Annotated in this window: 21 protein-coding genes; 11 read left to right on the top strand and 10 right to left on the bottom strand. The window is 66.9% G+C overall.

Annotated features, from left to right (window positions below):
- The first annotated feature begins 1 nt into the window (after position 1).
- Positions 2 to 1,399 (top strand): MFS transporter, encoded by a 1,398-nt coding sequence (locus AB0N24_RS09120; RefSeq protein WP_364123042.1) that lies wholly within the window; start codon positions 2 to 4, stop codon positions 1,397 to 1,399.
- An 18-nt stretch (positions 1,400 to 1,417) separates the two neighbouring features.
- Here AB0N24_RS09120 and AB0N24_RS09115 read toward each other — a convergent pair whose 3' ends face one another.
- Positions 1,418 to 2,152, bottom strand: coding sequence for a helix-turn-helix domain-containing protein (locus AB0N24_RS09115; RefSeq protein WP_364123040.1), 735 nt, complete (start codon positions 2,150 to 2,152; stop codon positions 1,418 to 1,420).
- A 142-nt stretch (positions 2,153 to 2,294) separates the two neighbouring features.
- Between AB0N24_RS09115 and AB0N24_RS09110 the strand changes: the two genes are divergently transcribed.
- From AB0N24_RS09110 to AB0N24_RS09100, 3 genes are all read left to right on the top strand, one after another.
- The gene (locus AB0N24_RS09110) at positions 2,295 to 2,834 is read left to right on the top strand and encodes a flavin reductase family protein (RefSeq protein ID WP_364123038.1); all 540 of its coding nucleotides are present in this window, start codon (positions 2,295 to 2,297) and stop codon (positions 2,832 to 2,834) included.
- 72 nt (positions 2,835 to 2,906) lie between these two features.
- Positions 2,907 to 4,361, top strand: a complete 1,455-nt coding sequence (hpaB, locus tag AB0N24_RS09105) for a 4-hydroxyphenylacetate 3-monooxygenase, oxygenase component (RefSeq protein ID WP_364123036.1) — start codon at positions 2,907 to 2,909, stop codon at positions 4,359 to 4,361.
- Between the two features lie 178 nt (positions 4,362 to 4,539).
- Positions 4,540 to 5,874 (top strand): MFS transporter, encoded by a 1,335-nt coding sequence (locus AB0N24_RS09100; protein ID WP_214952911.1) that lies wholly within the window; start codon positions 4,540 to 4,542, stop codon positions 5,872 to 5,874.
- A 69-nt stretch (positions 5,875 to 5,943) separates the two neighbouring features.
- Here the strand turns inward: AB0N24_RS09100 and AB0N24_RS09095 are convergent, their stop codons facing one another.
- The 5 genes from AB0N24_RS09095 to AB0N24_RS09075 form a co-directional block, all read right to left on the bottom strand.
- Entirely contained in the window at positions 5,944 to 6,771 is an 828-nt protein-coding gene (locus AB0N24_RS09095) for an alpha/beta fold hydrolase (protein ID WP_364123034.1), read from the bottom strand.
- Positions 6,772 to 6,775: 4 nt separating this feature from the next.
- Positions 6,776 to 7,105: a biotin/lipoyl-containing protein gene (locus tag AB0N24_RS09090; RefSeq protein ID WP_043482513.1), complete on the bottom strand. Its 330-nt coding sequence runs from the start codon at positions 7,103 to 7,105 to the stop codon at positions 6,776 to 6,778.
- A complete protein-coding gene (locus AB0N24_RS09085) occupies positions 7,098 to 8,147 on the bottom strand; it encodes an alpha-ketoacid dehydrogenase subunit beta (protein WP_364123031.1) in 1,050 nt (349 codons plus the stop codon). The genes AB0N24_RS09090 and AB0N24_RS09085 overlap by 8 nt, the downstream gene beginning before the upstream one ends.
- Positions 8,140 to 9,123, bottom strand: coding sequence for a thiamine pyrophosphate-dependent enzyme (locus tag AB0N24_RS09080; protein WP_364123226.1), 984 nt, complete (start codon positions 9,121 to 9,123; stop codon positions 8,140 to 8,142). The genes AB0N24_RS09085 and AB0N24_RS09080 overlap by 8 nt, the downstream gene beginning before the upstream one ends.
- Positions 9,124 to 9,495: 372 nt before the next feature.
- The gene (locus tag AB0N24_RS09075; RefSeq protein ID WP_364123029.1) at positions 9,496 to 10,881 is read right to left on the bottom strand and encodes an amino acid permease; all 1,386 of its coding nucleotides are present in this window, start codon (positions 10,879 to 10,881) and stop codon (positions 9,496 to 9,498) included.
- Between the two features lie 172 nt (positions 10,882 to 11,053).
- Between AB0N24_RS09075 and AB0N24_RS09070 the strand changes: the two genes are divergently transcribed.
- From AB0N24_RS09070 to AB0N24_RS09045, 6 genes are all read left to right on the top strand, one after another.
- The gene (locus tag AB0N24_RS09070) at positions 11,054 to 11,524 is read left to right on the top strand and encodes an Lrp/AsnC family transcriptional regulator (protein ID WP_364123027.1); all 471 of its coding nucleotides are present in this window, start codon (positions 11,054 to 11,056) and stop codon (positions 11,522 to 11,524) included.
- A gap of 146 nt (positions 11,525 to 11,670) precedes the next feature.
- Positions 11,671 to 12,381 carry an NUDIX domain-containing protein gene (locus AB0N24_RS09065; protein WP_364123025.1) on the top strand — a complete coding sequence of 237 codons (711 nt, stop codon included), beginning with the start codon at positions 11,671 to 11,673 and terminating at the stop codon, positions 12,379 to 12,381.
- The gene (gene nadA / locus AB0N24_RS09060) at positions 12,378 to 13,694 is read left to right on the top strand and encodes a quinolinate synthase NadA (protein WP_364123023.1); all 1,317 of its coding nucleotides are present in this window, start codon (positions 12,378 to 12,380) and stop codon (positions 13,692 to 13,694) included. The genes AB0N24_RS09065 and nadA overlap by 4 nt, the downstream gene beginning before the upstream one ends.
- A 77-nt stretch (positions 13,695 to 13,771) precedes the next feature.
- On the top strand, positions 13,772 to 15,484 hold the full coding sequence (locus tag AB0N24_RS09055; RefSeq protein ID WP_364123224.1) for an FAD-binding protein: 1,713 nt from the start codon (positions 13,772 to 13,774) through the stop codon (positions 15,482 to 15,484).
- Positions 15,481 to 16,395, top strand: a complete 915-nt coding sequence (gene nadC, locus AB0N24_RS09050; protein WP_364123021.1) for a carboxylating nicotinate-nucleotide diphosphorylase — start codon at positions 15,481 to 15,483, stop codon at positions 16,393 to 16,395. Before AB0N24_RS09055 ends, nadC begins: the two co-directional genes overlap by 4 nt.
- A gap of 6 nt (positions 16,396 to 16,401) precedes the next feature.
- Positions 16,402 to 17,556, top strand: a complete 1,155-nt coding sequence (locus tag AB0N24_RS09045) for a cysteine desulfurase family protein (protein WP_364123019.1) — start codon at positions 16,402 to 16,404, stop codon at positions 17,554 to 17,556.
- 32 nt (positions 17,557 to 17,588) lie between these two features.
- Here AB0N24_RS09045 and AB0N24_RS09040 read toward each other — a convergent pair whose 3' ends face one another.
- The 4 genes from AB0N24_RS09040 to AB0N24_RS09025 form a co-directional block, all read right to left on the bottom strand.
- Positions 17,589 to 18,125: a GtrA family protein gene (locus AB0N24_RS09040; RefSeq protein WP_364123017.1), complete on the bottom strand. Its 537-nt coding sequence runs from the start codon at positions 18,123 to 18,125 to the stop codon at positions 17,589 to 17,591.
- Positions 18,126 to 18,160: 35 nt separating this feature from the next.
- Positions 18,161 to 18,991 (bottom strand): fumarylacetoacetate hydrolase family protein, encoded by an 831-nt coding sequence (locus tag AB0N24_RS09035; protein WP_364123015.1) that lies wholly within the window; start codon positions 18,989 to 18,991, stop codon positions 18,161 to 18,163.
- Between the two features lie 74 nt (positions 18,992 to 19,065).
- Positions 19,066 to 19,629 carry a DM13 domain-containing protein gene (locus tag AB0N24_RS09030; protein ID WP_364123013.1) on the bottom strand — a complete coding sequence of 188 codons (564 nt, stop codon included), beginning with the start codon at positions 19,627 to 19,629 and terminating at the stop codon, positions 19,066 to 19,068.
- A 75-nt stretch (positions 19,630 to 19,704) separates the two neighbouring features.
- Positions 19,705 to 20,367, bottom strand: coding sequence for a DUF1684 domain-containing protein (locus tag AB0N24_RS09025; protein WP_214952879.1), 663 nt, complete (start codon positions 20,365 to 20,367; stop codon positions 19,705 to 19,707).
- Positions 20,368 to 20,503: 136 nt separating this feature from the next.
- Between AB0N24_RS09025 and AB0N24_RS09020 the strand changes: the two genes are divergently transcribed.
- The gene (locus AB0N24_RS09020) at positions 20,504 to 21,310 is read left to right on the top strand and encodes a hypothetical protein (RefSeq protein WP_364123011.1); all 807 of its coding nucleotides are present in this window, start codon (positions 20,504 to 20,506) and stop codon (positions 21,308 to 21,310) included.
- The last annotated feature ends 50 nt before the right edge of the window (positions 21,311 to 21,360 follow it).

Here is a 21,360-nt window from a genome sequence, read left to right as displayed (position 1 = left end):
AATGACTCCTTCAACGTCTTTGCAGACATCCGCCGCAACATCATCCGCCGCGGACACCGCACGCCCCGCCCCTCATTCTGAGCAGGATTTCCCGAGTCCGCCTTCGCCGGCGGGTGGCCGCTACGCCCGGCTCCCTTTGCTGGCCGGCAGGGGATTCATCCCGCTGGGACTCTTCGCCCGTCTTCCCCTGGCCATGCTGACAGTGGGCGCCCTGACCCTGGTTACCGCGGTCACGGGCTCGTACGCCGTCGGCGGAGCAGCGGCCGGGGCCGTCGGCATCGGCTCCGCGCTGGGGGCGCCTGTCCTCGGTGCGTGGGCGGACCGGCTGGGCCAGCGGCCCGTGCTGCTGTTCGCCGCGATTTTCAATACCGCCGCCGTGGTGGCCCTGATCCTCACGGCCTATCTCGTCCCGTCAGGCCGGGACCTGGCGGACGCAGTACCCGTCCTTGCAGCGGGTTTCGTGGCCGGAGCGAGCTGTCCCCAGGTGGGCCCCCTTGCCCGGGTCCGGTGGATGGCCCTGACCGCCCGGGGCAGCACGGCGGGGAATGCACAGGACCTGGACGCCGCCCTGTCCTACGAAAGCACGGCGGATGAACTGACCTTCGTCCTCGGCCCTGCGTTGGTGGGCATCCTTGCCAGCCTGATCGCCCCGTGGCTCCCGCTTGCCCTCGCCGCGGCCCTGACCATCACCCTGGTTCCCGCGTTCGCCGTCCACCGCACGCACCGCGCCGTACCCCTGAGCGTGCGCCGCCGGCGTGGCACTTCCCCAGCTGCTGGCCCCGCCGCCGCCGGTTCCCCGGCTGCTGGCATCCGGGGCGCGGGCATGGCAGCCGTAGCCCTGCCCGTCCTGGCCATGGTGTGCATGGGAACATTTTTCGGTTCCACCCAGACCGGGCTGAGCGCCTTCTCCGCTGGCTTCGCCACCGCCGAAATCGCCGGGCTACTGTACGCCGTCATGGGGCTGAGCTCCGCCGCGGCCGCACTGAGCGTTGCCTACTGGCCCCAGCGCTTCACGCTGTCAGCACGCTGGATGGTCAGCGCCGTGCTGATGGCCGGCCTCGCCGTGCTCCTGCTGCTCCCGGCCTCGGCGCTCCCGATGGTACTGGTTCTGCTTGTCCTGGGACTGCCGGTGGGTCCGCTGATGGTCACCGTGTTCGCCATCGGCGGGGTGGTGGCTCCTGCCGGGCGCCTGGGAACGGTCATGACAGCCCTGGCCAGCGGCATTGTGGCCGGCACGGCCCTGGGGTCCTCCATTGCCGGACAGCTGGCGCAGCACCAGGGGTATTCCGCAGCTTTCCTCGTACCGGTGTGCGCCGCAGCGGCGCTGTTCCTGCTCGGGGCGGCCGCCGCCGTCGTAATCCGCCAGCGCAGGAAGGCGACGCCGGCAGCCGCGAAGTAGGGCCGCCGGCCCGGCGCCTTACAGCAGTTGTTTCTCGATACGGGCGGCGCTCGTTGTCAGGGCGGCTGCCACTACAGCAGGATCCTGCGTTGAGCGGATATAGACGACGGCGACCGATGCTGGGCGGCCGCCTGGCACGTTGATGGGGGCGGCCAGCGATGAAACCCCGGCGATGACTTCGTCGTGGCTTGCCGCATAGCCGCGTTTCCGTGCTTCCGCCGCCTCGGCCCGGTAGGGAATGTCCGGTGCCAACAGCTTCCAGTCCTGTTCCGTGAGCGCCGACTGGATGGCGATGCCCGGGGCTCCGGCGCTGATCGGGTGCCGCGAGCCGGGGTGCTGGACAACCGTTGCGGCCGAGTGCCTGGGCTCAACCGTCACGAGGGTGATGCAGTCCTGGTGGTCCCACACCGCGATGAAGGCGGTCATGTTAAGGGTGTTGGCAAGCTGGGTCAGCTCCGGCAGCGCCGCCGACTGCAACGTGCGTGAAACCCCCCGCGCCAGGACGGCCAGTCCGGGGCCGGGCTGGACCCTGCCGGCGTCGTCCCGGACCAGGAGTGAATGGTCCTCCAGCGTGCGTAGGATCCGGTACGCCACGGAACGGTGGACACCCATGGCGTCCGCGAGTTCCGCGATGGTGAGTGGCTGCTCGGCTTCCGCCAGGATTTCCAGTGCGCGGATGCCACGCGAAAGAGTCTGGGACGGGGAGGCCGGCGCGGGCGCAGTCTGTGCGCCGGCGCCTGCGGTCTGAGTCATGTTGTCCATCCTAGGCCGGGAACTGTGGCGCTCTGCCCGAAGGGTCTTGTGTTGCGCCTCACTTTGAGCTAGCGTTCCATATGGGAACTATATGTTCAACTATAGAACAATTCAAATATAGAACAGCCAATCCAAGGGATCAATGATGATTGCCAGGCCCCGCCCGGGAGAGGCTCCCGAAGTCATGGGCAGGACATCGGCACCGCGGTCCCACCATTTCCGCGGGAGCCTCGGCAGGTTTGCCACCGGAGTGGCGATCGTGACGTTCGACGGCGTCACCAAGCGCCACGGCATCACCGTCAATTCGTTCATGTCCGTGTCCATGGAGCCGCCCCTGGTCCTGGTCAGTATTGCGCGGACCGCCAAGGCGCACGATGAGCTGGCCGGCCGTCCGTTTACCGTGAACATCCTGGGCGCCGAACAGCGGCAGTTGGCCATGCACTTCGCCGGCCGCCCGGGACCCGAACCCCGGTGGGTGGAAGGTGGGACAGCGCCGCGGCTGTCCAGCGTCCTCGCCTACTTCGAGTGCACGCCATGGGCGCAGTACGACGGCGGCGACCACACCCTGTATCTCGGCGAGGTGGTGGATTTCAATTACCGCAACGGAGACGCCCTGGCTTTCGCCAACAGCGCCTTCACCACCATCCCGGAGAGCCAGCTGGGCATGGAGGACCTTCTGTAGCGCTGCCATCCCCGAACCTTGAGGGCCACTGACTAACCCCACTGCAGCTCAACGACGACTGGAGGAACAACAATGGGCATCCGCACCGGCCAGCAGTACCTGGACAGGCTCAACGCCATGACGCCCCATGTGGTGATCGACGGGGAAGTGGTCAGCGAGAAAATCGCCGAGCACCCCGCGTTCCGCAACGTGGCCCAGTCTTACGCGAAGCTGTTCGACATGCAGCACAACCCCGCATATCAGGAAGCCCTGACGTACGCCTCGCCCTCCACTGGCGATCTGGTGAACGCATCCTTCCTGGTGCCCAGGACGGTTGAGGACCTCAAACGCCGGCGGAGGGCAATTTCCACGTGGGCCGAATCGTCCAACGGATTCCTCGGCCGCTCGGGAGACTATATGAACTCTGCCCTGACGGCGCTCAGTACCGCAGAGAAATGGTTCGCGCAGGCCGACCCCAAATTCGGCGAAAATATCCGGAAGTACTACGAATGGGCGCGCGAGAATGACGTCCTGGCCACGCATACGCTGATCCCGCCGCAGGTCAACCGCTCCGTCTCGGGCTCCGAGCAGATGGGCGGGCAGCTGACGGCGCACATCGTCGAGGAGCGAGAGGACGGCATCGTGATCAGCGGCGCGCGCATGCTGGCCACCATCGCGCCGATTGCCGATGAACTCCTCGTTTTTCCGTCCACCGTGCTGCGCGGCACCCCCGAGGATGCTCCGTACTCCTTCGCGTTTGCCATCCCCAACGATGCGCCGGGCTTGCGCTACCTCTGCCGCACTTCGCTGTACAACGGCGGCAGCACCCACGACGAACCGCTGGCCTCACGCTACGAGGAGATGGACGCCGTCGCGATCTTCGACAAGGTGTTCGTGCCGAGCGAGCGGATCTTCATGCTGGGCAACCCGCAGCTCTGCAATGCCTTCTACACGGAGACCGGCGCGGGAGCCCTGATGACGCACCAGGTGGTCACGCGGACCATCGCCAAGAGCGAGTTCTTCCTTGGCCTGGCGTCCGAGCTCGCCGATTCGATCGGCATCGACGGCTTCCAGCACATCCAGGAGGACATTGCGGAACTCATCATGGACGTCGAAATCGGCAAGGCGCTGGTCCGGGCGTCCGAGGCGGACGCCCAGCTCAACGAGGCCGGGATGATGCTGCCCAGGTGGTCCACGCTGAACGCCGCCCGGAACTGGTACCCCAAGATCGCCCAGCGCTTTCCGCAGATCATCCGGAAATTCTCGGCGTCCGGCCTGATGGCGCTGCCCGGTGAGGCTGACGTCAACAGTGAGGCAAGGGCGGACATCGACATGTACCTGCAGGGCAAGACGCTCACAGGCCCTGAGCGCGTCCGGCTGTTCAAGCTGGCCTTCGACGCCTCAATCTCAGGGTTCTCGGGCCGCCAGTCCCTCTACGAGTACTTCTTCTTCGGGGACCCCGTCCGGATGGCCGGCGCCCTCGTCAATACCTACGACCGCGAGCCGGTCCGGGCCCGCGTCCGGGAATTCCTCAACCGGCAGGACTGACGTGGCGGAAATGTGCGGTTCCCGGTCGCCGCCGCTGAGGGCGGCCAGGGTTCCGCAAAGAATTAAGTGCGCTTTGTCACATATTCGAGTATCCTCATACCAACTGACCGTTCGATCAGTAAATCGCATGGCCCAAACCACCTCAGGCAGTGTCACTGCCCCCAGCCACGGAGTTCCAATGACCGCAACTTCACACGTCGATTCAGAGGCGGGCCCCAGCAGCAAGCATGAGGAACGCAAAGTCCTCGCGGGCACGCTGGTCGGCACCACCATCGAGTGGTACGACTTCTTCATCTTCGCCCAGCTGACAGCAACGCTGCTGTCGCCGCTGTTCCTTGCGCCGCTGAACGACTCCAACCCCGGCCTGGCGCAGATCCTGTCCTTTGCGCTGATCGGCATCAGCTTCCTGTTCCGCCCGCTCGGCGCGATCATTGCCGGTCATCTCGGAGACCGCCTGGGCCGAAAGGCGATGCTGGTCTTCACGCTCATCATGATGGGTGCCGCGACGGCGCTGATCGGCATGCTGCCGACCTACGCCCAGATCGGTGTCTGGGCTCCGATCCTGCTGATCACCCTCCGCATCATCCAGGGCTTCTCCGCCGGCGGCGAATGGGGCGGTGCTGCCCTGATGGCAGTCGAGCACGCACCCATGAGCAAGCGCGGCCTGTTCGGCGCCTACCCGCAGATCGGGGTTCCCGTCGGCATGATCCTGGCCACGGGCCTGCTGTTCTTCCTCAACACGAGCATGTCCAAGGAAGACTTCGCCGCGTGGGGCTGGCGCGTGCCGTTCCTGCTCTCCATCGTCCTGATCGTGGTCGGGTACCTGATCCGCCGCGCAGTGGCCGAGAGCCCCGTCTTCAAGGAAATGATCGAGCGCAAGGAGAAGGCCAAGGCCCCGCTCGGCCAGCTGATCAAACACCACAAGAAGTCCGTGCTCTACTCCACCATGATCTTCATCGGCAACAACGCGGCGGGCTACCTGCTGATCGCGTTCTTCATCTCCTACGCCACCAAAACGCTCAAGATGCCGGTAGCGGAGATCCTGCTGGCTACTACCCTGGCGTCCTTCGGCTGGCTGATCTTCACGCTCGTGGGCGGCTGGCTCTCCGACAAGATCGGCCGGGTCAAGACTTTCCTCATCGGCTATGGCATCGTGTTCGCCTGGATGATCCCGATGTTCGCCCTGATCGATACCAAGAACATCATGCTGTACGGTCTGGCCCTCTTCGTCCTGACCATCGGCCTCGGCCTGTCGTACGGCCCGATGTCGGCCATGTATGCCGAGATGTTCCCGGCCAACGTCCGCTACTCCGGTATCTCGATCGGCTACGCCTTCGGTGCGATCCTGGGCGGCGCGTTCGCCGCCACCATCGCCGAAGCCCTGATGCAGAGCACCAAGTGGACCGGCTCCATCGGCATCTACATCATGATCCTGTGCGTCATCTCGGCTGTGGGCGTCATCCTCGCCAAGGAGACCAAGGGACGCCCGTTGGGCGTCAGCAGCCACCACTAGGCCACGCTGAACAGGCGGCGGGCACGGACCGAATGCGGTCCGTGCCCGCCGTTCCTGGTGCCGGACTCTCTAGACGCCCAGGAAGTCGATAGCGCCCTGCTTGAATGCCCTGCTGGTGATCACGTTGCTGTGGTTCCGGCCCGGAATCAGCAGCTGCTCCACGAGCGCCCCTGACTTGGCGCCCAGTTCGGCGAGCTCGGGCATGGTGGCGGCGCGGTCGTCCTTTTCGCCGGCCACGAGCAGCATGGGCATGTGCGGGATGGCTTCGGCCGGGTCGAAGGGCTCGCCCTTGATCGCCTCCACGAGGGACAGCAGCGCAAAGATGTTGTTGCTGGGCAGCCCCTGCGCCATCTTCAGCAGCCCTGCAGTGGACTCGTCCGCGATGGGCGTGCCGTCCGCCAGGTACCGCTGCGCGGCCACCAGGTCGAAAGCGGCCAACGGGTCCGCGATGTTGGGGCCCCCGAGCACCAGCCGGTGAACCAGTTCCGGCTGGGTGGCGCCGAATTCCCATGCGAGCCGGGATCCCAGGGAGTAGCCGATCACGTCGAGACCGCTGACCGGGTCGCCGTCCCGCAAAGGACGGGCGCCGGCGTCGAACGCCACCTGCAGGAGGTCCGCCCGGATCCTGCTGGGGCTGTACGAGTCCATGTCCTCCGGGGCTCCGCTCCGGCCGTGGCCGGGCAGGTCCACGGTGATGACGCGGCGGCCGGCTTCCAGCAGGGCGGACAGCCAGCCTGTGTCCTGCCAGTTGAGCCTGGTGGAGGACGAAAATCCGTGCAGCAGCAGGACAGGCCGCAGCCCGGTGTCGGCCTCCGGTTCGTGCACCTCCACGTAAAGCTGGGGGTCGGTGCCCTCCACGGTGTGGTGGTGCTGCTCGCCGGTGTGCCTGCCGCTCATGGTGTCAGTCCTCATCAAGTACGGCGCTCAGGCGGACCCGGCGCTTCGGTGCCTCTTCCTTCGGGACCGTGCCCACGATGCCGGCGGTGTTGTCCGGCACCTCAAACACAATCAGGGGCTCGCCGACATTGATCTTGTCACCGGGCCCGCCGTGGATACGCACCACTTTACCTGCCTGCGGACTGGGCAGTTCAACGGCCGATTTGGTGGTTTCCACCTCGACGAGCGGCTGGTTCCGTTCCACCTGGTCACCCGGTGAAACCAGCCATTCCAGTACTGTCGCCTCGATCAGGCCTTCGCCGAGGTCGGGAAGCGGGAAGGAAATTTCAGCCACGGCGGTACTCCAATACTCGCTGGATGCCAAAGAGGATCCGGTCAATGTTCGGGATGTATTCGTCTTCGAGGTCGCCGGAGGGATACGGGACGTCAAAGCCGGTGACTCGCTCCACAGGAGCCTTGAGCGTGTCGAAGCAGCCCTGCGTGATCAGCTGGGCCACTTCGGCGCCCAGCCCCGAGGTCAGCGGCGCCTCATGGACGACGACGGCGCGCCGCGTCTTCCGCACGGACGCCGTCAGCGCCGCTTCGTCGATGGGCTTCAGCCAGCGGAGGTCCAGGACTTCAATGTCGATCCCGTCCTCGGCGGCGAGCTCGGCCACCTGCAGGCAGCGGGCCACCATGGCGCCCCAGGCGACGAGGGTCAGGTGCCGGCCCTCGCGCATGACCTTGGCGCCGGTGGGGGAGCCGGACGGGTCCGCTGAGTCGAAGTTGACCTCGCCCTTCTGCCAGTAGCGGGACTTCGGCTCCATGAAGATCACCGGGTCCGGCCGGGTGGCCGCGTACTTAAGCAGGTGGTAGGCCTCGTGCGGGTTCGACGGCGAAACCACCTTGAGGCCCGGAACGTGGGCGAAGAGTGCCTCGAGGCTTTCGCCGTGGTGTTCGGGGGCGCGGATGCCGCCGAAGCTGGGCACGCGCAGGGTGATGGGCATCGGCATGGTGCCCCGGCTGCGGTAGTTCATCCGGGCGATCTGGCAGACGATCTGGTTGATCGCCGGATAGGCGAAGCCGTCGAACTGGACCTCGGGGATCGGGTGGAAGCCGGCCATCGCAAGTCCCACGGACATGCCGAGGATGCCGGACTCGGCGAGCGGGGTGTCAAACACCCTGCCGGTTCCGTACTTCGCCTGGAGCCCGTCCGTAATGCGGAACACGCCGCCCAGCCGCCCGCAGTCCTCCCCGAAGATCAGCGTTTTCGGATTCCCGGCCAGGACCTCGTCGAGGGCGCGGTTCAGCGCCTGCTGCATGGAAAGCTGTTCGACTCCGCGGCGTGGAGTTCCATCGGCCATGGCGGCCTCGCTTTCAAGGACGGCGTTAGACATGTTCGGACTCCTCGCGCCAGTTGGCTGCCTGGGCCTGCAGTGCAGGTGTGGATTCCTGGAAGACCAGGTCGAACATTTCGCTGCCGGGTCGGGAGCCGAGCGACTGGATGCCGGCACGGATTTCTTCCTCTTCGGCCTTGGCTGCTGCGATGGCTTCGGCGAAGAAGGCCTCGTCGGCGACGCCGTCGGCGAGCAGCCGCTTCCGGAACCGTTCCAGCGGGTCCTCCCCGGCGCCGTCGCGCTCCTCGTTGAGGGAGCGGTAGCGGCCCGGATCATCAGAGGTGGAGTGTGGGCCGCGCCGGTAGGTCATGGCCTCGATCAGCACGGGGCCGTTGCCTGCCCGGCAGTGCGCGAAGGCGCTCCTGGTCGCGTCGACGACGGCGACGACGTCGTTCCCGTCAATCCGCAGCGCCGGGATGCCGTACCCGGCTCCGCGGGCGGCGACGGAGCCGCCGGCCACCTGGCGTTCGGTGGGGACCGAAATGGCCCAGCCGTTGTTCTGGACGAAGAAGACCACGGGAGCCTTCATGACTGCCGCGAAGTTCATGGCTTCATGGACGTCGCCTTGGGAGGAGGCGCCGTCGCCGAAGTAGGTCATGGCCACGCCGAGCGTGGCCTCGGCGGTGTTTGTCCCGGCGGTGCCGGCCAGCGTCTGGCCGTGGGCCCAGCCCACGGCATGGAGCACGGAACCGCCCACCACAGCCTGGATCGGCGCCAGCCGGGATTCCTGGGGATCGTAGAGCCCGCCGTGCCAGGTTGCCTTGTGCGTGGACATGTACGCCACCATGTCCACTCCCATGGCCCGGGCCACGCCCATTTCGCGGTAGGTGGGAAAGACGAAGTCGCGGGTGGTGTCCACGGCGTAGCCGCTTCCCACCTGCGCGGCCTCCTGGCCGAGTTCGGGCGCGTAGCCGGGGATGAGCCCCTGACGCTGCCAGGCGATGGCCGAGGTATCCAGGTGCCGGACGGCCACCATGAGCGAATACAGTTCGCGGAGCTGGCCGGCGGTCAGCGGCTCGGACGGAAGGCCAAACAGTTGCTCGGAGTGCCGTTCCGACGGCGGGACGGCGTCGTTGCCGGCGGTCGGGGAAAGCGGGGTATCCATAGCTGTGACCCTAGTCACTCGCGAAAGACTGGGCAATCAGTTCAGGGATCACTGACCAAATTGCCGAAAGCTGCCAGCAGTGGAGCCGAACCGCATAGCAATTTGCCTAATGGGCCCGGGGTTGGTCCGCAGGCCGTGTCACCCAACTAGGTAGCAGTTGATGTCGTTTTGAGCGCTCATAACGACATCAACTGCTACCTGGTTGGGCTGCGACTTGGCCGGTGTGCAGTTACCGGGGTGCCCTTACGGGGTTGGGCTGTCCTGGCGCGACGCGGCGACCTTGGCACCGATCCGGCACGCTGCGGCAATCGCGGCGATCAGGATGATGGTGCTCACCAGCTGACGGCTGCTGTCGGCGTTGCTGAACCCGACGGCGAAGATCAGGGCCAGCAGGACCAGCCCGAAGATCGTCAGGCCCGGGAAGCCCTTCATCCGGAGCGGAAGTTCAGTGCCGTCGCGGTCAGCCCGGCGGCGCAGGATCAGCTGCGAGACGAGGGCGGAGCCCCAGACCATGAGGCAGGTGGAGCCCACGAGCTGGAAGAGTGCCGGCAGGATCTGCTCCGGGAAGAGGAGCTCCAGCACGGCGGCAATGAAGCCGAAGGCCACGGACACGCCGACGGCGACCATCGGCACCCTGGCCTTGTTCAGCTTCGAAAGGAAGCGCGGGGCTTCGCCGCGTTCGGACAGGGAGTAGATCATCCGGGAGGCGCCGTAGAGGTTCGCGTTGAGTGCGGACAGCAGCGCAATGACGGCCACGAGGGTGATGGCTGTGCCGGCCCCGGGGATCCGGGCGGCATCGAGGACGCCGGCGAACGGCGACGCCAGGGATCCGGACGTGGCGGGAAGGACGGCCGCGATGACAAAGACGGAGCCGATGTAGAACACGAGGATCCTCCACACCACCGTGCGGATCGCCTGGCCCACGCTGTGGCGCGGGTTCTCCGTTTCAGCGGCGGCGACGCTCACGATCTCGGTGCCGCCGAAGGCGAAGATCACAACGAACAGCGCGGCGGCAATTCCGCCGAGGCCTTCGGGGGCGAAGTCTTCAGTGATGTTGGCCAGGCCCGGGCTCGCCACTTCCGGAAGCAGGCCCAGGAGCAGTGCGGTGCCGACGCCCAGGAACAGCAGGATCGCGGCCACCTTGAGGATCGCGAACCAGAACTCGAATTCGCCGAAGTTGCTCACACCCGCCAGGTTGATGGCGGTGAAGAGGGCCATGAACGCCAGGGCCAGGGCCCAGACGGGAATAACCGGCCACACGGTGAAAAGCAGGCCGGCCGCGCCGAGGGCCTCGGCCGCGATCACCACTACCAGCTGCAGCCACCACAGCCAACCCACTGTTGCCCCTGCGGTCCGGCCCATGGCCTTCTCGGCGTAGACGGAAAAGGCGCCACTGTTCGGATTGGCCGCGGCCATTTCGCCCAGGGCCCACATCACCAGGATGATCAGTGTGCCGGCTACGAGGTAGGAGATCAGTACGGCGGGCCCGGCGGCCTGGATGCCTGCTCCCGAGCCGAGGAAGAGGCCGGCGCCAATGGCGCTTCCCAGCCCCATCATGGTGAGCTGACGGGGTTTCATACTGTGCCCGAGACTTGTGGTGGGGCGCACTGCGGTGGACTTCATTGTCATGCTTGCGAACCTTCTTGTGGTCGGTGGTGAGGTCCTTTTGGGACAACTTGAATTTACCGCCCCCGCACGTCCCTTCGCGCACCGTTCATGAGAGCATGGTGGCAGTTTGCAGGTACGTCGTCGTTTTATTCGATGATTTGTGACCTGGCCGGCCAGGTTGGAAGGAAATTCGATGAATGTGGACGCGGTGGACGCCAAAATTGTCCGGTTCTTCACGGATTCGCCCAGGGCCTCGGTGCTTGAAGCCTCGCGTGTTTTGAAGATCGCCCGTGCCACCGTCCAGTCGCGGCTGGACCGGATGACCGCGGGCAGGGTCATCGGGTCGTGGGTGCCCCAGCCGGATCCGGCCCACTTCGGCTACCCGGTGGTGGCGTTCTGTTCCCTCACCATCAACCAGGACCTGGGGCATGATGCGGTGGTCGAAGCGTTGGCCCGAATCCCCGAACTGATCGAGATCCATACCGTGTCCGGCAGTTCGGACCTGATGGCCAGGATCGCGGCCAGGTCCAACCCCGACCTGCAGCGCGTCCTGGATGCCATGATCGCCACCAGGACGGTGTTGAGGTCCTCGTCCGTGATTGTCCTGAACACGCACTTCGAGGGCCGGACGCTGCCGCTGCTCGAAGCCGCCGCCGCAATGTGACCTGAAACATTTTGCCTACGGGCCCGGCAGTCGTACCATTAGTTCTAGTCAGTTTGACTATAACTACCGAGGGCGCCCCGACGGATGGGCGCGCCCGACGAAGCACATAGGCGCCGCCGGGCGCGAGGAAAGCGGGGTGAACCGCCGTGTATACGAGCTCTGCCAATGTTGCCGAGCGGCAGGCCGCACCGCCGTCGCTGGCCATTTCCACGGTGATCTTCGCCCTCCGCCCCAGCGAGAAGTCCGGCCGCCCCACCCTGTGGATCCCGTTGGTGCGCCGGATCCGTGAGCCGTTCAAGGGACTGTGGGCACTGCCCGGAGGCCCGCTGACCCACGCCGAATCCCTGCAGGACGCGGCGTCGCGGAACCTGCGGGAAACCACCGGCCTGGCGCCCAGCTACCTGGAGCAGCTTTACGCCTTCGGCGGGCTCCACCGTTCTCCGACGCAGCGCGTGGTGTCCATCGTGTACTGGGCCCTGGTGCAGCCTACGGAAGCAGCGCTCGCCGATGAGTCCGAAAACGTCAAGTGGTTCCGTGCGGACCGTCTGGGAGACCTGGCGTTCGACCACAACGCGATCGTGGACTACGCCCTCTGGCGCCTGCGGAACAAGCTGGCCTACGGCTCCGTTGCCTACCACCTGCTGGGGGAGTACTTCACCCTCGCCCAGGTCCGGGAGGTCTACGAAGCGGTCCTGGACCGCGAACTGGACCCCGCCAATTTCCGCCGGCAGCTCAAGTCCACGCCGGAGATCGAAGAAACCGGCGAATACCTGCAGGGCGGCAAACACCGCCCGCCCCGCCTCTACCGCTTTACCGGCCGCCCCGGCCTTGACCCAGATAACAGGAGCACACCATGAGCAGCGTCAACACAGCAATCCAGTTGATCACTCGCGAACAGGCCGAACAGAAAGCTCTGGGTCTGGCGACCGGAGCCGCCGCCACCTGCAGCCCGGCACTGGCCCGCGGACCATGGGACTACGATCTTGCCGAGGCCCTCGCCGGTGTGCCCGCATACGGCCCGGGTGCCTCGAGCACCGATGTTGCCCCTGCCGCGACGCCGCGCCAGGGCCAGCTGCCCGAGGAATACAAAAAGGCCAGCGACGCCGAACTGGACGCACGCATCCGGGCGGCGAAGGCCACATTGGGGGACAAAGCCGTCATCCTCGGCCACTTCTACCAGCGGGACGAGGTCATTGAGTACGCCGACTTCGTCGGCGACTCGTTCCAGCTGGCCAATGCCGCACTGACCAAACCGGACGCCGAGGCCATCATCTTCTGCGGCGTGCACTTCATGGCGGAAACCGCGGACATCCTGTCCAAGCCCGACCAGGCCGTCATCCTGCCGAACCTCGCCGCCGGCTGCTCGATGGCGGACATGGCAGACATCGATTCCGTGACCGAATGCTGGGAGCAGCTGGAGGAGCTCTACGGCACCGAGCCCGACGCCGACGGCCGGGTTCCGGTCATCCCTGTCACCTACATGAACTCCTCCGCCGCCCTCAAGGGCTTCTGCGGGGAGCACGGCGGCATCGTCTGCACGTCCTCCAACGCCGCCACCGTCCTTGAATGGGCCTTCCAGCGCGGCCAGCGGGTCCTGTTCTTCCCCGACCAGCACCTGGGCCGCAACACGGCCAAAGCCATGGGCGTGCCGATGGAGCAGATGCCCATGTGGAACCCGCGCAAGGACCTCGGCGGCAACGACGAACAGACCCTGCTCGATTCCCGCGTGATCCTCTGGCACGGCTTCTGCTCGGTGCACAAGCGCTTCAACGTGGCCCAGATCGAGAAGGCCCGCGCCGACTTCCCGGGCGTCAACGTGATCGTCCACCCTGAATGCCCCATGGAAGTTGTGGACGCCGCCGATTCCGCCGGATCCACCGACTTCATCAAGAAGGCCATCGCCGCCGCCACGGAACCCACCACGTTTGCCATCGGCACCGAGATCAACATGGTCAACCGGCTGGCAGCGGAGTACCCCCAGCACACCATCTTCTGCCTGGACCCGGTGATCTGCCCGTGCTCCACCATGTACCGGATCCACCCGGGGTACCTCGCCTGGGTGCTGGAGGGGCTGGTCAACGGCGAAACCCTGAACCGCATCACCGTGGATCACGAGGTTGCCGCTCCGGCGCGGGTGGCCCTCGAGCGGATGCTGGCGGCGCGGCCGTGACCAGGCCCGGTGTGGCCCGCCCGGCTGCGGCCGACGGCGGTGCGACCCGCAACGGCGGCACCGCGCCGCGCCGACTCGTGGTGGTGGGCAGCGGCATCGCGGGGCTGTACGCGGCGCTGCTGGCGGCCGACGCCGACGAAGGCGCCGCGGCGGAGGTGGTCCTGCTGAGCAAGGGGCAGCTGGAACACAGCAACACGTTCTACGCACAGGGCGGCGTGTCCGCCGTGCTGGAACCCGGCGAGGCCGCCCCCGGCGACTCCGTGGAGGCCCATATCGCAGACACGCTGGCAGCCGGCGCCGGACTGAACAACAGGGAAGCCGTGCGGATCCTCTGCACGGAAGCAGCACAGGACATCGCGGGGCTGCGGCGGTACGGAGTCACCTTCGACGCCGATGCGCAGGGGGACACCGCGCTGGGGCTGGAGGCTGCCCATTCAGCGCCGCGCATCCTGCACGCCGGCGGGGATGCCACCGGCGCCCGTATTGCCCGCGGCCTGATCGCGGCCGTCCTGGAACGCGCCGTGTCCGGCCGGCTGCGGTTGGAAACCGGCGCGTTCGTCACGGAGCTGACGACGGCGGGCGGCCGGGTGACCGGGGTTGAGTACCTTCAGAACGGCGAACTCAAGAGCCTGCAGGCCGCGGGCGTGCTGCTCGCCACCGGCGGCGCCGGCAGGATCTTTGCACGCACCAGCAACCCCGCCGTTGCCACGGCGGACGGACTGGCGCTCGCCTGGCGTGCAGGCGCCGCGGTGGGTGACCTTGAATTCTTCCAGTTCCACCCCACCACCATGGCCATGCGCGAGACGGCAGGAGGGCCTCCGCCGCTGCTGGTTTCCGAAGCTGTCCGCGGCGAAGGCGCGGTACTCCTCGACGCCGACGGCCACCGCTTCATGCCGGACTATCATCCCGACGCCGAGCTTGCACCGCGCGATGTCGTCTCCCGCAGCATCGCGCTGCACCTTGCCCGCACCCGGGCTCCCGCGGACAGCCCGGTGTTCCTGGACGCCAGGGGTATAGAGGCTGCCAGAGGTTCCGGCTTCCTGGCACGGCGCTTTCCCACCATCAATGCCGCCACGCGGGCGGCAGGCTACGACTGGACCGCCGAACCGCTCCCAGTGTCCCCGGCAGCCCATTACTGGATGGGCGGGGTGTCCACCGACCTGGCCGGACGAACCTCCGTCCCGGGCCTGTACGCAGCAGGCGAGGTGGCCTGTACCGGCGCCCAGGGCGCCAACAGGCTTGCCAGCAATTCGCTGCTCGAAGGATTGGTATTCGGCCGCCGCGCCGTTGAGTCTTTCCTTGGTGCTGATTCGTCGGTTGGGGCGTCGTCCGACGCCGTTCCTCCGCGTGCTGTCTCGGCCGCGGGCGGCCTCCCCTTGACGCACGCTTCCGGAACACCCTCAAACGACGGCGGACAGCGCGACTTCGGTTGGGCGGAAGTAGCCTCAGCGGAGGTGCCCGAAGGTGTTGTTAATTCTGTGCCTGATCCCGGGCCGTTTTCCCGTGACGCCCTGGGGCGGTTGATGACCGCGCATGCCGGGGTGTTGCGCAGTGGCGAGGGGCTCCGTGAGGCGGAGGCTGCGCTTTCTGCCTGGGCCGCCGTCGTCCGCCCTGAGATCGTGGCTGAAGGGCCCGACCCGCGGGAGTACGAGGACCGCAACCTGCTGCTGGCTGCCCGGCTGCTTGTGGACGCCGCCCGGAACCGGACGGTATCCGTGGGCGCACATTACCGGGCCGATACGCACCACGCGTCAGCCCCTACCCATTCCATGCAAAGGATTTCCTCATGACCACCACCGCCCCGGAAACGCCGGCCCTGACGGCCGTTGAGCTCACCGGCAGCCTTCCCGAAGCCGCCGTGCTGGGTGTGCTGCGGGCTGCGCTCGCCGAGGATGCTCCGTACGGTGACATCACCTCCCAGGTCCTCATCCCGGCGGAAGCACGCGCGACGGCGGTGCTCAACGCCCGTGTCCCGGGTGTCCTGAGCGGGGGAACCGTGTTCGCCGCCGCCATGAAACTCACGGACCCGGACGCCGTCGTCGAGCTGCTCGTGGCGGACGGCGAAAGGTTCCGCGCCGACACGCCGCTGGCCAGGGTCACCGGCAACGCCCGGGCAGTCCTGCTGGCGGAACGCGTAGGACTGAACCTTGTTCAGCGGATGAGTGCCATCGCCACCAAGACCGCCGAATTCGTGGACCTCGTCCAGGGGACCAAGGCCAGGATCACGGACACACGGAAGACGACGCCGGGCCTGCGCGTGCTGGAGCGTTACGCCGTTCGCTGCGGAGGCGGTGCCAACCACCGCTTCAGCCTGTCGGACGCAGTGCTGGCCAAGGACAACCACCTCGCGGTCATCACCGGAGGGGACCCGGCGAAACTCACAGCGGTACTCAGGGCGGCCAGGGCCCAGCTCGGCCACACCACCCACTTCGAGGTTGAGGTTGACCGGATGGACCAGGTGGAGCCGGTCCTCGCTGCCGGGGTGGACACCATCATGCTGGACAACTTCACGCTCGAGGAACTGGCTGCCGGTGTGGCCCTGGTCGGCGGACGGGCCCGGGTGGAGGCCAGCGGCAACGTCAACCTCCAAACAGTGGCTGCCATTGCCGGCACCGGCGTGGACGTCATCTCCATCGGCGGCCTCACTCACAGCGTCATCGCCCTCGACCTGGGCCTGGACGTCGAGCTGACGGTGGGCTGAACCGCCATGATTTTCCTGGACGCAGCGGCCACCACGCCGGTCCGCCGCGAGGTGCTGGAAGCCATGTGGCCCTACCTCACCGGCGACTTCGGGAACCCGTCGAGCCATCACTCGCTCGGCGAGTCCGCCGCGGCGGCGCTCGCCGGCGCGCGGACGGGTGCCGCCAAGGTGCTGAACTGCCGGCCGGCAGAAATCACCTTCACGTCCGGCGGCACGGAGGCGGACAATCTCGCCGTCAAGGGCATTGCCCTGGCCAGGCAGGCAGCCGACCCGACCCTCAACCGTGTGGTGATCAGCGCCGTCGAACATCCTGCGGTGGAGGAATCGGCGCGGTACCTCGAACGGTTCCACGGTTTTGCCGTTGATGTCGTCCCCGTGGACGGCTTCGGGCAGGTCACGCCGGAGGCCCTCGCCGCCGTGCTCCGGCCGGAGACCGCGCTGGTCAGCATCATGTACGCGAACAACGAAGTGGGAACGGTCCAGCCGGTCCGGCAGCTCGCGGCCCTCAGCCGTGAACACGGCATTCCATTCCACACCGACGCGGTCCAGGCCGCGGGCTGGCTCCCGCTGGACACGAAACTGCTGGGTGTGGACGCCATGAGCATCTCCGGGCACAAACTGGGCGCACCGAAAGGCAACGGGGCGCTGTTCGTACGGAGCCGCACCCGGCTTGAACCGCTTATCCATGGCGGCGGGCAGGAACGCGGCCGCCGCTCCGGGACCGAGAATGTTGCCGGTGCCGTGGCCTTGGCGACCGCACTGTCGCTGGTCCGCCCCGACCTGGGCCTGCCTGCGCAGGTTGCCGCCCTGCGGGACGACTTCATCCGGGAGGTCCTGGCCGGCGTTCCCGGCGCACACCTGACGGGTCACCCCGTGAACCGGCTGCCGTCGGTGGCTTCGTTCTGTTTCCCCGGAACCAGCGGAGAGTCGGTGCTCCTTGAGCTGGAACGGCAGGGGGTGGTCTGCTCCAGCGGGTCGGCCTGCGCGGCCGGATCCGACGCTGCCTCGCCGGTGCTGCTGGCGATGGGCATTCCGGCCGAAGTCGCCCAGACGGCCGTCCGGTTCAGCTTTGATGCCACGGTGACGGCGGCGGAACTGCAGGAAGCGGCAGCAGCCGTTCGTAACGCCGTCGGCAGCGTGCTGGCGCTCGGCATCCGCTAGGCGTCACCTCGCTAGGAGTTAGGGGTAAGGCGTCAGCGGTGCCGCGCGCGGCGGAAAATCCAGTGCCGCAACAGGGCAAACCGCACGGCGGTGGCCAGGAACCCGGACAGCGTGGTGGTCCACAGCTCGTCTGACATCGTGGCGTCGGGATTGAGCCAGTGCAGCACGCCAAGGCTGCCGCCCGTGATCACCAGCGCAATCACGATGACAACCAGTCCGCTGAGATGGTCCCTGGCGATTTTTCCGCGTCCGGCGATCTTGAACGTGAGGCGCCGGTTCAGGGCAGTGTTCATCACCGAGGTAATGATCAGCGCTGCGGCATTGGACAGCTGGGGTCCCAGCCAGGGCCGCAGCAGGGCATACAGGGCAAGCGATGTCACCGTGCACACGATGCCTACGCCGGTGAACCGGAGGAGCTGCCGGACTGCGGGAAAACGGAGGATGCCCGGGTAGTGCTTCGTGGCGGGGCGGCGCCGGAGGGCGGCTCCGGGAGCGGGGGCATCGGGCATGTGGAGGCCGGGACCGGGCTGTTGCGTCAGTGGGGCCGCGGTCGCAGCAGGTGACTCCATCCATCAAGCCTGCCATACGCCAGCGCCGATTCCCGTCAGGCTGAGGCCCTCACCGGGTTCGTCAGTTCGCCGATTCCCTCCACCCGGCACGTGACGGTGTCTCCGGGGTGAAGCCGCGCGCTTTCGGCGGGGAATCCCGTGAGGACGAGGTCGCCGGGGTGCAGCGTCATGAAGGACGTCAGGTAGACCAGGATTTCGTCTACGCCCCAGCCGAGGTCCGCCGAGCTGGCATGCCGGAGTTCCTTGCCGTTGTGGACGATACCAATGGAAAGCGCGCCGCTGTCCAGGCCTGTCACGATCCACGGTCCCGCCGGCGTGAACGTGTCCTGGCTCTTGGCGCTGATCCACAGGTCGTCCGTTTTCTGGAGCTCGCGGGCCGTGACGTCGTTGCCAACGGTAAAGCCGAGGACGGCTGTCCGTGCATTTTCCAGGGTCAATCCGCGGGCCCGGCGCCCGACGACGATGGTCAGCTCGGCTTCCGGGTCCACATGCCCCACGCCCGGCGCGAGTTCGATGGAATCGCCCGGTCCCACCACGCTGGTGGCCGCCTTGTGGAACGCCTGGGGCGGAAGGTCCCGGCCCGCCTGGCCGGTGTTGTGCGCCATGCCCAGGACGTTGGCCGGAACGCTGGGCGCAAGGAAGCTGAATGAGTCTTCGCCAACAGTGGATCCGTGCTGCCAGCCTGTCCGCGGAGGGGCCCCGGCGTTCGCCACGGACCCTGGGAACGGGCTATCAATTACCGTCCAGACCTTTCCCGCATCGCTGGCAAAATCCTGGGCCTCATTGGCCACGAAGAACTGTTCCCGCTCTGAGGCAGGGGAGTGCGGACGGACTCGGGCAATTCGGCGGGTTTGCATGGCGGTCATCATGACATCCTACGTCCTGTCCGGTGCTTGGGTGCAGTGTGTCGTCCGCAAGCTGCCGGCACAGGTCTGAGCCGTTAGAAGAGGGCTGCAGATCCGAATGCCACACTGAACCTGTCGCACCAAAGCACCACGGTGTCCAGCCCGCTGAGGTCCGTTCCCGGCGGGACCGCGTAGTTCTGGTTGCCGTGGGTTGCCTTGACTGGGCCGAGATCCAGGAACCTGCCGGAACGGTACTTGAACCAGTCTCCGCCTGCCTCGCGGTCGCTGAGCCACACTTTGACGTCGGGGCCGTCGCTGCTGGCAAGGTTCTCGAGTCTGACCACATGCGAACCGTCAGGCAGTTGCACCAGGCTCGCGCTGCCTGAGGTGGGATGTTCCTGGGACTGGAACGGCCCAGTGGCCAGAACATTGGGCAGTGCGGGTGCCGTAGCGACGGGAGCGGTGATTGCAGCGGCCGGCGTTGAACCGGCCGGTGAAGTGGCCGGTGAAGTGGCAGCAGGGCGCTGCGTCAGGGGTTCATCGATCGAGCTGCTGGTGAACAGCCGCCATGGCTGGAACAGTCCCATGCCCGCTACAAGCGACACCAGGAAAGCCGCGGAGGCGAATGCCAGGAGGGTGCGTCGTCGGGGTTTTCCCATAGTCAAAGGCTAAATGCCGTGCGGGCGTGGCGTCCCGCGGTTTTTCTTACGGTTCCCTATCGGCGAGGGAGCGTGTCAGTAAAGTTCGCCCACCGGGATCTCTACGGCCAGCCGGTTGGACGGACCCGCCAGCGGGCACGCCCACGCTTCGTTGTAGGCGCAGGACGGGTTGTAAGCGAAGTTGAAGTCGAGGATGAATTCGGCGTCGGGACCGGATCCCAGGACGCCGTGGAAGGCTCCCTTGATCGTGTCCAGGAGGTAGCGCCCGGCGCCGTAGCTGCCGCCGGGCTGGCCCGCCGTCGCATCCCGGAACGGCACGAAGATGCCGCCGCCGTAACCGTGCAGCTTCCAGACGGCCAGCTGGCCCATCTCCGGCAGGTCGAAGGTGCCCAGGCGCACAAACCTGACAACGCCGTCGGTCGCGGTCTCGACGTTCATTTCGCGGCCCTCGCCCTCTTTTGTCAGGGGCACGTGGAACCGGTAGATGGGGTCGTAGTCGGCGGTCCGGAGGCCGCTGAATGTTGCCTTGTCCGCTGCAGTGAGGGCGGAGGCAGGGTGGGTGCCGAACATCCGGTCCCGTTCCTGGCGCCAATACGAGTGAGCCTCGGCGGGGCTGTCCGCGGCGATTCTGCGGACGTCCTGGTACATGGCGAACGTCCGGACCCGCCAGTCGGCAATGTCCAGGGCCGAGATGTCCGCCACGCTGTCCTGGTCCGCGTCAAAGTGCTGTTCCGCCATGTCCCCAGCGTATCCCTCTTTGCGGGCGGGAAAGCCCGCACGCAAGAGTAACGCCGCCCGCGGCGGCGGGCGCGGATGCAACAACACTCCGTCCGGAACGCAGGGGCTGCGGCGGCGGCGCGGCTACGCTTGCCTCATGACAGGCAAGGCAGTAGCCCGCAGGGCCCGGTTTGGCACGGCGCTGATCGTTGTTGCCGCGGTGATGTCCGGCTGCAGCGGCGACGGCAAGGGCGAACCCGCCTGGACGGCGGGCAGCAGTGCAACGGAAAGCGCGACGCCGGCGGGCACCCCGTCGGGGTCGGCACCCGGAACAACTCCCGGAGCCTCCGCCACGGGTACGGAATCCGCGTCCCCCGACGCGACGGCGTCGGCGTGGAAGGCCTTCTCCGATTCCGCCAAGAACGTCAGCTTTGAACTGCCCCGGGACTGGATCGCGCAGTCAGTCACGCCGGACCAGGGGACGCTTCCTGGCGCCCTCAAGATCGAGGTCAAGGATGCCAAGGGCAACTACCTGGCCACACTGCAGACCGGCCTGCCATCGCCGGCCGCTGCCTCGTGCGCTGAGGCGGACCGGAAGCCGTATGTTGTGGTCAGCAGCGTCCCCGTGGACCTGCCGCACCGTGAGGGCGAGGGCCTTATCGCCCCGTATGTGGTGTTTCGTGTCATTCAGGGATACAGGTTCTTCGGCTCTTACGGCATCACCAACGTGGTGGGAGGAGGCGACGGCAGGGCCTGCGCCCTCCAGAACATCGTCCGCGGACCCGAAGGCAAAGGGGACGTCTCGTTCGGCGACCTGACCGCACTGAAGACCTTCGCGACCGACGAGAAAGTGGCCCCCGCCAAGGCGTTCGATACCCTGGACCTGGCGGCCAAGTACGTCAACGAGGGGTCCGAATTCGCGAACGTCCAGCGGATGCTAATGTCTCTGAAGATCAAAAGTTAGTCCCGCCGCCCCCCTGTAAACCCAACCGGCCGGCACTGGGGACTGTTCTG

This window comes from Arthrobacter sp. NPDC093128 (assembly GCF_040683875.1).
Taxonomy (GTDB): domain Bacteria; phylum Actinomycetota; class Actinomycetes; order Actinomycetales; family Micrococcaceae; genus Arthrobacter.
This window is presented reverse-complemented; position numbering and strand designations above follow the sequence as displayed.